This window comes from Pseudomonas sp. GW821-FHT02A08 (genome assembly GCF_059422045.1).
Genome location: NZ_JBWKWD010000024.1, coordinates 87,669 through 100,718, shown reverse-complemented (window position 1 = coordinate 100,718; position 13,050 = coordinate 87,669). Strand labels below are relative to the sequence as shown.

11 protein-coding genes are annotated in these 13,050 nt (G+C 58.9%); 3 read left to right on the top strand and 8 right to left on the bottom strand.

Annotation, left to right across the window (positions count from 1 at the left end; genetic code table 11):
- Positions 1-109: 109 nt before the first annotated feature.
- From AC07W4_RS17965 to AC07W4_RS17945, 5 genes are all read right to left on the bottom strand, one after another.
- Positions 110-1,708 carry an ArnT family glycosyltransferase gene (locus AC07W4_RS17965; protein ID WP_495033365.1) on the bottom strand — a complete coding sequence of 533 codons (1,599 nt, stop codon included), beginning with the start codon at positions 1,706-1,708 and terminating at the stop codon, positions 110-112.
- A 265-nt stretch (positions 1,709-1,973) separates the two neighbouring features.
- Positions 1,974-2,180, bottom strand: a complete 207-nt coding sequence (locus tag AC07W4_RS17960; protein WP_008047144.1) for a co-regulatory protein PtrA N-terminal domain-containing protein — start codon at positions 2,178-2,180, stop codon at positions 1,974-1,976.
- Between the two features lie 465 nt (positions 2,181-2,645).
- Positions 2,646-4,142 carry a methyl-accepting chemotaxis protein gene (locus AC07W4_RS17955; protein ID WP_495033364.1) on the bottom strand — a complete coding sequence of 499 codons (1,497 nt, stop codon included), beginning with the start codon at positions 4,140-4,142 and terminating at the stop codon, positions 2,646-2,648.
- A 295-nt stretch (positions 4,143-4,437) separates the two neighbouring features.
- Positions 4,438-4,572: a hypothetical protein gene (locus AC07W4_RS17950; RefSeq protein WP_008047147.1), complete on the bottom strand. Its 135-nt coding sequence runs from the start codon at positions 4,570-4,572 to the stop codon at positions 4,438-4,440.
- Positions 4,573-4,742: 170 nt separating this feature from the next.
- Entirely contained in the window at positions 4,743-8,069 is a 3,327-nt protein-coding gene (locus AC07W4_RS17945) for an Ig-like domain-containing protein (RefSeq protein ID WP_495033366.1), read from the bottom strand.
- 558 nt (positions 8,070-8,627) lie between these two features.
- On the opposite strand from AC07W4_RS17945, the gene AC07W4_RS17940 reads away from it, so the two are divergent.
- On the top strand, positions 8,628-9,263 hold the full coding sequence (locus tag AC07W4_RS17940) for a hypothetical protein (RefSeq protein WP_495033363.1): 636 nt from the start codon (positions 8,628-8,630) through the stop codon (positions 9,261-9,263).
- Positions 9,264-9,299: 36 nt separating this feature from the next.
- Here AC07W4_RS17940 and AC07W4_RS17935 read toward each other — a convergent pair whose 3' ends face one another.
- The gene (locus tag AC07W4_RS17935; RefSeq protein ID WP_495033362.1) at positions 9,300-9,842 is read right to left on the bottom strand and encodes a hypothetical protein; all 543 of its coding nucleotides are present in this window, start codon (positions 9,840-9,842) and stop codon (positions 9,300-9,302) included.
- 468 nt (positions 9,843-10,310) lie between these two features.
- On the opposite strand from AC07W4_RS17935, the gene AC07W4_RS17930 reads away from it, so the two are divergent.
- The gene (locus AC07W4_RS17930; RefSeq protein ID WP_008049996.1) at positions 10,311-10,547 is read left to right on the top strand and encodes a DUF1059 domain-containing protein; all 237 of its coding nucleotides are present in this window, start codon (positions 10,311-10,313) and stop codon (positions 10,545-10,547) included.
- A gap of 35 nt (positions 10,548-10,582) precedes the next feature.
- Here the strand turns inward: AC07W4_RS17930 and msrA are convergent, their stop codons facing one another.
- Together msrA and AC07W4_RS17920 are read right to left on the bottom strand one after the other, a co-directional pair.
- Complete coding sequence (gene msrA / locus AC07W4_RS17925; protein WP_495033361.1) at positions 10,583-11,089, bottom strand: peptide-methionine (S)-S-oxide reductase MsrA; 507 nt, start codon at positions 11,087-11,089, stop codon at positions 10,583-10,585.
- A 235-nt stretch (positions 11,090-11,324) separates the two neighbouring features.
- Complete coding sequence (locus tag AC07W4_RS17920) at positions 11,325-11,501, bottom strand: hypothetical protein (protein ID WP_495033367.1); 177 nt, start codon at positions 11,499-11,501, stop codon at positions 11,325-11,327.
- A gap of 186 nt (positions 11,502-11,687) precedes the next feature.
- Between AC07W4_RS17920 and AC07W4_RS17915 the strand changes: the two genes are divergently transcribed.
- Complete coding sequence (locus AC07W4_RS17915; protein WP_495033360.1) at positions 11,688-13,046, top strand: MATE family efflux transporter; 1,359 nt, start codon at positions 11,688-11,690, stop codon at positions 13,044-13,046.
- Positions 13,047-13,050 lie beyond the last annotated feature (4 nt).

Here is a 13,050-nt window from a genome sequence, read left to right as displayed (position 1 = left end):
AGATCGTGCAAGCCGGATTTACGACTGCTGCGCAGCCGGACGCAGGCTACGCCAGCTGCTACAAGGAAGGCGTAGCGCCCTGTTTCGTTGATTGATCACCTCAATACATCTATTGAACCGAGGCTTGCGCTGCAACTGGTCCGGGCACGGGGTTAGCCGCCGTTTTCCCACTGGGAATAAACGCCGCACTGCCATTCTCATGCGCATGAAACAGCCGTGCGCCGTTGTTGGGTTTGGTGGTGATCAACTGATGGTCGGCCGTCAGATAGTCCAGAGGCAATTGACGGATGTCCTTGTACTGCTCGACGATGATCGTGCGCTCGGGATTCCAGGTCTCGCCACTTTTCCTTTCCAGCCACGCCATCAGTGCAGCACTGTCGCCTGTTTGGGGAATGTCCGAATCCGGGAGCACGTAATAGAACGGAGCGCCATGATTTTGCAGGTACATGGGCAGCTTGTTGTCGACATCCACCAGCACCATGCGCCATTCGTTCCACGGCGCCGTCTTGATGGCTTCGGCACGCACATCCCGGGTGAATTGCATGACACCGCCGGCGCCGCCGTTGGTCCACGGATAGACAACGCCCAGAATCAAAAACAAAAGACCTGCCGCCCCGGCAATACCCTTCGTCCAACCCGGCCCGCTGACTTTACCGGCAGCCTGACGCGCCGCCATGCGCCGGGTGACCCACCAGGCCGCCAGCAACTGGGCAAACGGCACCAGCGGCAATACGTAATAGCTGCGCCGGCTGCCACTTGCGGTGAAGAACAGGAACAGCAACCCCAGGCCCCAGATCAGCCAGCGAACGTTGGGTTCGGTGTGCTTCCAGCCGCGCACGGCCACCCACAGGCCAAGCATCCAGCAGGGTGTCCAGGGCAGGGTGTAGACCGGCAGATACAGCAGATAGGTATAGATCGGGCCGATGTTGTCGAATGGCTTGAAGAACCGAACCACGTTCTCCTGAAACACCAGGCCCAGCCCGCTCGGCCCAAAAGTCGGCATGCCATAGCGGTGCGACAACATGAACGGCAGCATGTAGACCACGCCGCCCACCAGCATCGCCAGAAACAGGCGTGGATTGAGATGGTTTTTCCAGCGGCTCTCACTGAGCAGATGCGGCAACAGCATCAGCCCCGGCAGGATGAACCCGATCAAGCCCTTGAACAGTGAGGTCAGCGCCAGCATCAGGAAAAACACGCAGTACCGACTCAGCCGCGTGTCGTCCGGGCCGCGGCAATACCACCAGACTGCCGCCAACACACCGCAAACCGTCAGCACGTCCGCTGTGGCGACCCGGGCCCAGAACACGAAAAAGAACGTCGTCGCCAGAAACCACCCGGCAATCAAACCGGTACCTTTGCCATAGAGCCGTTCACCGATCAGATAGATCAGCCACACACTCAGCCAGGCCGCCAGAACCGAGGGCAGGCGCAGCGACCAGTGCCCGAGGCCACCCATCAAATGGGCCGTGGCCGTAATCAACCAATAGGACGGCAGCGGCTTGTCGTAGTAGGGCATGCCCTTGAGGTAAGGGTCGAAATAATCGCCGGTTTGCAGCATCTGCAACGCAATGTTCGCCCAGCGCGTTTCCGCGCCCCAAAGCTCCCTTGCGCCCAACCCGAACAGCAATAGAAATGCCGATACGCCAAGCAGAAGGATCAGCGCACCCTGGTCACTTTTTAGAAACCGAACTAAAGAATTTTTCATCACTGTTTCGCATGTTGCGCTCGCCGTGGCGACGCTGGAGTAGCAAGGCTATCGGGCGAAATGTGATGGGATTGTCAGTAGGTTGCGAATAAACCGTTGCTTCGGATTGAAGCGTGGTTGCTGCAACAAGTGAAGCAAGGCCGTGATCTACATGATGAAAGATTGTTCATGCAAACCACGGCCCGATTATCGATCAAGCGTACGCCCCAGCGCATCCGGTTGCGTGGCAACTGGCGCCAATCGACGACTGCTCAACGCCAGCAGATCAGCCTTTGGCGCGATCTGCGGCCTTGGCCTTGCTTTCAGCTACAGCGGGTTCAGCCTGCTGTTTCTGTGCAACCTGGAAGGCTTCCATCGAGACTTTCCGGGCCGACTCCATGCGTGCGAAGGTCTTGTCACCGCCACCTGTGGCCATCGCCAGAGAAGAGGCGGTCAGAGCGGCGACTACGAAGAGAACTTTCATGGATTTCATTTGGGTATCCTCAAGTGATATTTAATTAAAAGCTAACAGCGAAATTTATTTGCTAAGGCCGATAATCCGCGGCCGACGAAGAAAGCACGCCAAGTTCAATGGTGCCTCTTTGTTCAAATAGTCAATCAACATGACGCCCAGTGCGACTTGATTGAAGTTTGCTGTTTCTGACTGTTATCAAGATTCAGCCATTTACATAAATTAACCCGCTGTATTACGCAGCCAGGATAAAAGCAAGCCTCTCGAATGAACTTCCAATCATTCGATCAGCTAAATTTGCAGGTAACAAAAAACCTCATTCGCACTGAGTGCCTATGAGGTTCAGCTTCCACTTCTGGGGCAGGTGAGGAGCAGAGCCCGCGTCACCTGTTGCGTATTCTGAACAGGGAAATCCGCGTTCGTTCATTTTTTGATCAAATTCGCTGACCAACGGCAGTCTCATGGCCAGTCATTTTTGGCCGCCCATCATTGATGAAACGTGCGCCCCAACGCATCCAGCCGAGTTGCAATCGGCGGTAAACGCCGACTGCTCAGCGCCAGGGTCTCGACATCATCCGCTGTGTTCTGCGCGATGCTCTGCACCGATTGCAAGCGTCCGACAATCTCGAAACTCGCCGAGGACTGTTCGCGGGTCGTCGTGACAATCCGCCCATTGAGCTCATCGATGTGCGAGATGTCGCTGCCGACAGCCTGCAACATCGCCGCCGCCAACTGACTGTCCTCCACACAGCGCTCCACACCTTCGCGACTGTCCTGCATGGCCTCCACGGCTTTGCGGCTGCCTTGCTGCAAGGCCTCGATGATGGTCCGGATTTCCTTGGTGGACACTGCCGTGCGCTGCGCCAGGCTGCGCACTTCATCGGCCACCACCGCAAAACCCCGGCCTTGCTCGCCGGCGCGCGCCGCTTCAATCGCCGCGTTGAGCGCCAGCAAATTGGTCTGCTCGGCAATGCTGCTGATCACCTCCAGCACCGTACCGATCTGCTGCGCCTGCCCGGCCAGCACCTGCACGGTCTGGTTGGTGCCTTCCAGGCGCGAGGCCAGTTGAGTGATTTCCTGCCGCGCACGGTTCACGCTTTCCTGCCCGCGAGTGACTTGCGCACTGGCTTGGCCGGCATGTTCAACGGCATGTTCGACATGCACCACGATGTGCTCCATCGCATCGCCCATTCGCTGCATCGAGCCGGTCATCTGCGCGATTTCCGTCAACTGATGCCTGGCGCCTTTCTCCAGCGTGTTACTGGCCTTTGCCAACTCCTGGCCCAACTGACCTAAACCCTGAGAGTCACGCACCACGCCGTCCACCAAGGCGGTGATCTGCCCCAGGAACTGATCGAAGCGCTGCGCCAGCGACACATGCACCCGCGCCTTGTCACCCTGGCCGGCACCGGTGGTGAACTGGGACGTGGTGGCGAGCATCTTGTCCAGCATGTCCTGGCTCTCCACCGCGTCAGCCTGGCTGTGCACCGCAAGATAGAGTAGCGCGACCGTCTCCATCACCACATAAAAAGCGTGAACGAACACCATCGTCCAGCCACCGTGATGGGCCATCACAAACACTGGGAAACCCTGATGCTGCAGCACATGAAACACCACGTGATGCAGCGCAATCGTCACCGCCGCCACCAGGATCGGCAGCCAGTCCCGATAAAACGTCAACACCGCCAGCAACGCAAAAATCCCGAAGTGCGACTCAATGACCCCCTCGGCCTGATTGATATGCAACGCCGCCATCACCATCAAGCCAACGCTCAGCAAACAGCGCATCAACCGCGAACCGCCGATGGCGCGATACAGCACGGTCAACAACACACTGGTACCGCCGCCCACCAGCAGCGCCTGCTTGAACGTGTCGTGCCAGAACGCCAGGCCGATAGCGAAAGCGAACATCAGCCAGATCAGGCCAAGCATGATGCGGTCGGCTTTGCGGTAGTGGTCGAGGAAACGAGGGGGGAAGGGCATGTACGCTTACTCCATGTAAATGAGCCAGAAAAAAGCAGGGTTTATGGCAACACGGGACATCGCGAAAGCTTGGGTGTGTTGAAGGAGCAGGCGTTTTCAGGGTCAGGGGGCGAATCTGCTGACAGTATGGTTGTGCTGTATTTGTGACGCCGTGGAGAGCGTAGCCCTTGGCCATCATTCCGGGCGGGTACGACGTCGCTCGTGGAAAACAATGTCCGATATAGAGGCAAGTAATGCTGAAGTGACGGGGTGTACGACAGACTTCGTTGCAATGCCTGTCGTACACCCGAGGCAATTACGACTTCTTCGGCGGATAGTTGCCGCGCAAGCCACCGGACTTGTTTCCGGTTTTGCCGGGCAGGCTTGGCACAACCGGACGGGATCTGGGTTGGGGGTTGGAGCGGCTTTGGGGTTGAGGTTGTTTGCTCATGATTCGCCTCCTGATTTTTCAGGGATTCGCGAGGTGGTTTACTGATGAAGTTTAGCTAATTGACTGTGGACAGGGTCGTTCGGCACTTGGGGAAGGTGTTGTGAGCGGGGAGCTGTACATGGAAAAACGCCCGATCCACATTGCATGGACCGGGCGTCGATCAATCGGCTCTAGTTCGCTTTTATCGGCACTGTCACGGTTTTGCCGAAGGCCGATTTGATGGTTGCCGTCGCGCCAGGCGACGGGCCACTGCCGGCGGTCGTCACTGCTATGTTCCAGCGCGCACCTGTCGCCGTAGGCGTCAGGACGGCGGCGCCAAGGTTCACCGTACCGGTGGTGGTCGTGGCAGTCGCCGTGATGGTGTTGCCCGTGCCACGGGAGGTGGTGCCGGACAGGACCCAATACCAGCGGCTGTTGCTGCGGGCGGTGACGGTAGCGCTGGTGACGATCAGGCTCTCGTTGACCGCTGCCGAGACCGCCACGGACACCGTCGCTGGTGCCGACTCCGCACCCTTGGCATCGGCGGCCTTATAGGTAAAGGTCGCGGTGAACGGCGCGGGGACCGTGGCCGGTGGTGTGTAGGTCACGCGCGTACCATCGGTGCTGACCACGCCCTTGCCGGAGTCCGGTTGCTCCAGCCCTACCACTTTCAGTGGCACGTTACCGTCAGGGTCGCTGTCATTGGCTAGGACGTTGATGATCACCGGTTGGCCGGTGTTGCTGATGGCGCTGTCGGGGTTGGCGATCGGTTTTTGGTTATTGCCCTCGTTATTGGCACGGGTATCGCCAGTGCGGAAGGTCGGCAGCGCGGAGGAATTGACGTAGGTGACGCCGTCCCAGCCGGGCAGGGGCGCAGGCATCAACTGGAACTGGCCGGGGTGCTCGACATCCCAGCGCAGCAACATGGACGTGTCCTCGTGCTGGGTATTGTGGCAGTGCTCCATGTAGGTCCCGGCGAATTCGCGGAAGTGGATCGCCATTTCCACATCCACTGAACTGTCGATGCCTTCGCCGATGCGATAGACGTCCTTGCGCGCCCATTTTTCCCATTCCGGTGGTGCCTTGCCGTCGCGGTTGAGGACGATGCCTTCTTCGAAGTGCACGTGCACCGGGTGGTTCCAGCCGTTGCCGCCGGTCTTGATCTTCCACACTTCCAGGGTGCCGTCGCCGGAGAACCCGGCAGGGGTCGGGCCGTTGGCCAGTTGCGGAGCGGCGCTGATGATTCGAGGGTCCATGGGGAAGCCGAACTCACCGCCGTCGGTCTTGATCGTCCAGGGGGCTTCGTCGGTGCCGTCGGAGCGACCGAAGATGAACTCGCGATGCCGCGCCACCTTGAGCTTGGCCTGCACCGCCGGATCATCGCGGTTGAGGGTCAGCGGGATCATGCTCTTGCCGGCCGGTTTGCCCGGCTTGGCGGGCTCGTAGTCGGCAGGGTTCATGCTCACGTCCTGGCCGGCATACGGCTTGACCACCAACTGCAGGAACTTGCCCACCGCCGGGTCGCCGCCGTCCCATTCCAGCCCTTTGCTGCCCAGCTTGAGCACCGCCTTGTACCTGCCGGACAGGACATCGGCCAGGCTCAGCAGTGTAGCCTCCGGCCCCTTGCCGTCGTGGTGCTCCATCAGGTTGACGAAGTACAGCTTGTCGCCGGTGTTGATCCCGTTTTTCGCGAAGTTGACGATGATGTCGTAACGCTCGGCGATGCCCATGGTGGGCAGGATGGCGTTGTGGTTCTGCGGGTTGCCGTCACCTTCCAGGTCCATGCTGCCATCGAACGGCACGGCGTGTTCCATGAGGTTGCCGTCGTTGGCGATCAAGTGGAATGGCACGCGGCTATAAGACAGGCCGGAACCTGCCGGGCCGGGGAATTCACCCCCGGTGCCGGCGATTTCACGCACCAGCGCGATCCTGAAGTAGCGCGACACCGAGCCGTTGAGGATGCGGAAACGATAGCTGCGCGCCCGCACATTCAGGCGCGGCTGGTACTGCCAGTTGACCAGGACCTGATCGCCGAGGAAACCGTCGGTGTTGAACGGGTTGAACCACAATTGGCCGTTTGCATCCCAGGCCTTGTCGGCCACCAGCAGGTTGACGTCATAGTCGCGGTTGCCCCAAGGCAGCGCCGAACCGCTGGGCAGGCGCAGGTTGACGCCGTCTTCGAAAGCTTCGTTACCGCGATCCAGGGCGCTGTAGTAATTCATCATCACCGCGTTGCCCTTGTAGACGTTCTGCGCGGTGAAATCGACCATGTGGTCATGGAACCAGTGGGTGCTCATGGTTTCGCGCCAGTCGCCACGGATCTTGATGCTGCCGTTGTTGCAGGTTTTCAGGCCCGGCGTGGCATCGTTGACGAACAGGGTTTCGCCCGGGGCGCAGGGGAACGCCGCGCGCGGATCCTGGGCGCTGGTGTTGATGGTGTCGTAACCGGCCAGCTGGATCGGCCAGCGATAGTCGTAGTACTGCCCCGGAAAGAAAAACGCACCGGAAAAGCCGTCGCTTTCGGCCGGGGAGTGACCGTTGTGTTCGTGGGTGGTGAGGGTGTGCAGACCAAACCCCATGTTGGCCGACGGGTCGATCGGCAGGGCGTTGTAGTGGCGCATCAGCACCGGTTGACCGTACCGCACCATCAACAGTTTCGGCGGAAAGGTGCCGTCGAAGGTCCAGAGCGCCTTGTGGTTCTGAATCGGCATGTTGGGGTGAAAACGCGTATTTATGCCTTTGGTGGTGCCCGCTATGGTCGGGGTGTCCGAGGTCTGGTTGTAGAGTCCGCCAGGTCCGAACTCACCGACGGCATAGTTGTGCAACTGTCGGCGGTCGCGCATGCCGCTGTTGAGCTGGGCGCCCGCTTGCACGGTCTTGAAGCCGACCTGTGGGAAAAACTCGTTCCAGCGCTGGTGCGACCAGCCTTTTCCTGGTGGACGACCTTCGGCCGGCGAGCCGACCGGATGGCGGTTGAGGAAGGCTTCGACCTGCGTTTTCCATGGGTTGCGGTCCAGCACGTTGGAAAACTGCGACGGAAACGGGAACAGCCCCGGCTGGCGCATGAAGGCTTCCAGCGCCGAGGGCGAAGGGCCGCTGCGGGCGATGTTGTTCGGGTCCTGGGTGGGCGCCGGGCCGACGATCGGAACCGGGAAGGTCAGGGGCGGTGCCGGCAGTGTCGGGTCGAGTTTTTCCGTGCCGAATTCTTCGAACAGCAGCAGCTGCTGGGTGTACGGCTGGGCCCCGAACAATGGGCTGGGCTTGCCATTGGTGGGGATTTTGAAGGAGGTCTGCAGGGCTGGCGGCAGCACGTTGTCGGTCGTCGGCGTGGTGCGGGTGCCAAACACGCCATTGGGCAAGGCGATGGAGCCCTGGTTGACGGGTGGCATGGCCCGTAAGGCAGCCGCCGCGGCATCGAGGTCGGCCGGGGGATTGCTGAATGCCGAGGGGTCCGTCGGTGGTGGCGGGCCGAAATCATCCAGTGGCACGGCGTTGGCGGTAGTCAGGGTAAGGAGCATCGCACAGGGCAGGCATGACCTGCGCAGCAAGGCGATGGAGTTGCATGATGGTGTCGCGCGTTTCATTTTTCACCCCCTCGCGTCATGCCGAATCTGGCAAGCCCCGCCGTCTCCATGATGTCCGGGACGACAGCTGTTGCGGGTACTTGGGGGGAGTGCAACTAATGAGCCACTACCATGGGTCGAAGAAAAAGTTCAAATTAATTAACGAATTGTTTCTTAATGTTTCAGTTTTGGACGGGGCTGAGTGGGGAACATTCCTCAAGTTAGGTGGTAAACCCCCGGTTGGGTGGGTGTAGTACCCCATTTTCGGGGTTGGTAGCGGCCCTGTTTCACCGGCCGTATTTGGTAGGGGTTGCTTGCCTTAAGGCGACATGGATTTGACTGATCGAGAAGGGGCGCTTCTGGCCGATCAGGCTATGGAAAGTAAATCTGCCCTTTTTTCTGTTTTTCAGCCAATTTTCTCAGATGTGGCCTTTTGCAATCATTGCGTGCTCTCTAGAATCCGTCTGGCACTCCGGTCATGGAGGCGCTATGCCATCAATTAAGGAAGCCATCATGCAAGTTGGAAAAATTCTGGGGTTAGCCCTGGTACTAGGGCTGAGCGGTTGCGCCAGCTTCACCAAGGATGAAGTGGCTCCGGTGAATCTGCCGTCCATGTCGAGCTATTCGAACAAGCCGAATGTGTATGTGGACTTCGATTTCTACCAAGGCGCGCCAAAAAGCGCTTCAGCCGTTGAAATTCCACAAGCGCGCGACATGCTCAAGCCTGAACTTCAAAAAGTGCTGAGTGATTCCGGGCTCTTCGGTCGCGTCACGCTGGACGAATTTCAGAAGCAGCCTGGCGATTACAACCTGCGCCTCAAGGTTTACAACCACCCGCCTGGTGGTGGACAGCTTGTCATGTCCTTTATCAGTGGGCTCACTATGACCATCATCCCTACGATGGTCACTGATCAATACACCATGAGTCTCGAGGCGCTTGACCAACAAGGGCTGGCAATCAGCAATGCCAGTAACCATGACTCGATCAATACCTGGATGGGTATCTGGTTTGTGCCTTTGATGGGTAATACCCCGAAAGCGGCGATTAGCGATACCTTCAGCCGCCAGGTCAATGCGTTGCTCAAACAAATGGTAGAGAGTAAGAGCCTGAAATATTCGGCACTCGATTCCGGCGTGTCACGGATATGATAAAAAAGAGCCGCAATTGCGGCTCTTTTTTTACCCTCATTTAAGGGCCTGTATGAACTGCGGGTCGCTGTACAAGGTCTTCAGCAAATCACGAACCATCGGGTTGTAGGCATTGGCGGCGTTCGGGATCGCAATGGGTCCGAAAAAACTGCTGTCCCACTGGCGGCTCACGTCCTTGGTCGCGTCGTAAACCACCTCATTGCCCTTGAGCAAAGTAAAGCGGGCAGCGAGCTGGCCAGTACCGGTACCCACTCCTGCCGTCAGCTCATTCTTGACCAGCAATACATCCAGGTGCCGCTGTGCTTGCGGATTCAGCAGGCCTGCTCGGCGCAGTTCTTCGTTGATGGCCTCCTGAATATGCAGAGGGATGCTGCCACTCGGCGAGCTGATCGGATTAGCCCGAACAGTCAGCGAGCCCTGGCCAGAGTCCGCCTTCACCTGAGCATTGCTGATTGATTGCAGTGGTGGAGTCTGCTTGAGCTGTTGGACGTTCTCGTAACTCGGCTCATAACGCGTCATGGTTACACCACAACCTTGCAGCAGCGCGAGTAGTGGGATGATCAGGAGGGACTTTTTCACGGCATTTCCTTGCATGAGTGTAGGGAGGGGGAGCTTACCGTAAGATGGCATATGGCCATTAATCAAGTTTCAACTTTTGGCTGAGAAAAGGTGCGGATTTTTTTGCTTTCATGAGGCCAGGTGGGCGTTTCTGGCCGATACGTGCCTGTCGTGAAGGGTCGCACTCACCATCAAGCGGTTGCGGCAACATCGCCACTTGGACTTTGCCGTCCTTGCCGGCACGCACCACCCGGCATAAAAAAGGGACAGACCACGATTTCAGGTAAATACCGAGCCGTCGTGATCTGTTCCCTGTTTCCGCGCGGCCGTTTTTCCATGTCTGGCACAACTACCCTGACATCGGTGGGCCTATACTTTGACGATCGGCACACTCGATGTGGCATGCAGTCGTGTTTGATGTATGGGGGGTGCGTCGAGCGATCGTTCACGCAGGCCACGGCCTGCCTTCGTCGTAGGGAGAAAACATTTATGGCGCGTAAATACATCGACTGCCGCGAGTTTCCGAGCGACTCCCACTGCTCAATCGCACTGTCCGCAGACTCTGAAAACGAACTGCTTGAGGCCGCCGCGCAGCATGCGGTCAGTGTTCACAAGCACACCGACACACCAGAACTGCGTGCTCAACTGAAGACGATGTTTCACGACGGAACCCCGCCCGTTGAAGCTCCGCGTCCTGCTTGGCACCCAGGGGTTTCAGAGGAGTGATTGTCATCCACCTCTGCGCCTCACAAACTCGACTTTCAGGCGCGCTTGGGGAGCTTCCAGTTCGGGCGGATGAAGTGGCATGTGTAGCCGTTCGGTATACGTTCGAGGTAATCCTGGTGTTCGGGTTCCGCCTCCCAAAAAGGCCCCGCTGGTTCGATTTCGGTGACTACACGGCCTGGCCACAGGTGTGAAGCATCGACATCGGCAGCGGTGTCCTCGGCAATGTCGCGTTGCTGTTCGTTGAGGTAGTAGATCGCCGAACGATAGCTGGGGCCCAGGTCATTACCCTGACGGTTGGGCGTGCTGGGGTCGTGTATCTGGAAGAAGAACTCAAGGATCTGCCGGTAGCTGATCACGGCAGGGTCGAAGACGATCTCGATGGCTTCGGCGTGGTTGCCATGGTTGCGATAGGTGGCATTCGGCACATCACCGCCGGTATAACCGACCCGCGTGCGCAGCACACCGGGATAGCGCCGCAGCAGATCCTGCATGCCCCAGAAGCAGCCGCCGGCGAGAATGGCAGATTCGGTTTGTCTGGTCATGGTCTGTCCTTCCTCTCGGGAGCGTTGTGTATAGCCACTGTTATAAGGGCGTGTTGGCCAATTCCAAGGTTTGGCAGTGTTTGCATGAGATGGCTTCAGCCATGATGACTTCCGCGCAATAGGGGCAACTCTTTTTTCCAGCCTCCACAGATGAAACTCCTTTTTCAAAACAGGATTCTATCATTGGGCCTGAGGGGGGGGGAGGGACGCGTCGCCGGGAATGTATTGTGAGTGACTAAACCCGCTGCATGCAGCGCAAGCGTCGGCCGATCACATCCATCAAGTCGCAGCCATCGCGCAACGGAATGACCAGCAACCTGGAAAAGTCCTCCAACACCACGGTGTCGCAACCGACGAACAGGTCGCCAAACCTGGTCGCCATTTGGGCGACGGGGCGGACTATAAGCTTCATCAAGATCGTGGGTAAGGTGAGGAGTTCCGAGGCTTACGCAAGATTCGTGTTGATGAAACTTCAGGCCTTTCACATAACGTCGCTGGAAATATAAACACAGACCTGAGATGTTCACGGCCCCCCTTGGATTCAGCCACCCACGCTATCCTTGATCATCGCTCACGCCGTCGAGATGGACCTTCCCGAATGCAAACCCCGAACCCCCAGCGCCCCCTCTGGAAAACCTACCTGTTTTTCCTCGCCCCGATGGTCCTGTCGAACTTCCTGCAATCCATGTCCGGCACGGTCAACAGCATCTACATCGGCCAGATGCTCGGCACCCAGGCGCTGGCGGCGGTGTCGGGGATGTTCCCCATCGTGTTTTTCTTCATCGCCCTGGTGATCGGCCTTGGCGCTGGCGCAGGGGTGTTGATCGGGCAGGCGTGGGGGGCGCGGGAGACGCATCTGGTGAAGGCGATTGCCGGGGCGACGTTGTTGTTGGGGGTGTTGATCGGGTTGGTGGCGGCGGTGGTGGGGAGTGTGTTTGCGCGTTCGGCGTTGGTGGGGTTGGGGACACCGGCGGATGTGCTGGACGATGCGGTGGCGTATGCCCATGTGATGTTGTGGCTCATGCCGTCGCTGTTGGTGTTTGTGTTGTTCACGCAGTTGCTGCGCGGGGTGAGCGATACCTTGTCGCCGTTATTGGCGCTGGTGGTGTCGACCTGTGTGGGGCTGGCGTTGACGCCGGCGTTGATTCGCGGGTGGTTGGGTTTTGCGCCAATGGGGATTCAGAGTGCGGCGATTGCCGGGTTGGTGGGTAACCTGGTGGCGATGGGGCTGCTGGCGTGGCGCTTGATTGGCAAGGGCCATCCGCTGGCGCCGGATCGCGAGTTCTTTGCGGCGATGAAGCTGGACATGGCGATCCTCGGCAAGGTGCTGCGCATCGGTTTGCCCACCGGGTTGCAGATGGTGGTGTTGTCGCTGTCGGAGCTGGTGATTCTGGCGCTGGTGAACCAGCACGGTTCCCAGGCGACGGCGGCATATGGGGCGGTGACGCAGATCGTCAATTACGTGCAGTTCCCGGCGCTGTCGATTGCGATCACCGCGTCGATACTCGGGGCGCAGGCGATCGGGGCGGGGCGCATCGAACGCATCGGGCCGATCCTGAAGACCGGGCTGATGATCAATGTGTGTTTGACCGGTGGCCTGGTGGTGCTTGGGTACTTGTTGTCGAGCTGGTTGCTGGCGTCGTTCCTCACCGAAGAGGCGACGCTCAACATGGCTGAGCACCTGTTGCACATCATGCTCTGGAGCCTGTTGGTGTTTGGTTTCCAGGCGATCATCGGCGGCATCATGCGCGCCAGCGGCACGGTGATGGCGCCGGTGGCGATTTCCATTGTCTGCGTGGTGGGCGTGCAGTTGCCGGCGGCGTATCTGCTGGATGCGAAGTTCGGGCTGCAAGGGGTGTGGATGGCGTTTCCGGTGGCGTATCTGGGGATGCTGGTGTTGCAGACGCTGTATTACAAACTGGTGTGGCAGCATCAGAAGATTGAGCGGTTGGTGTAGTTGG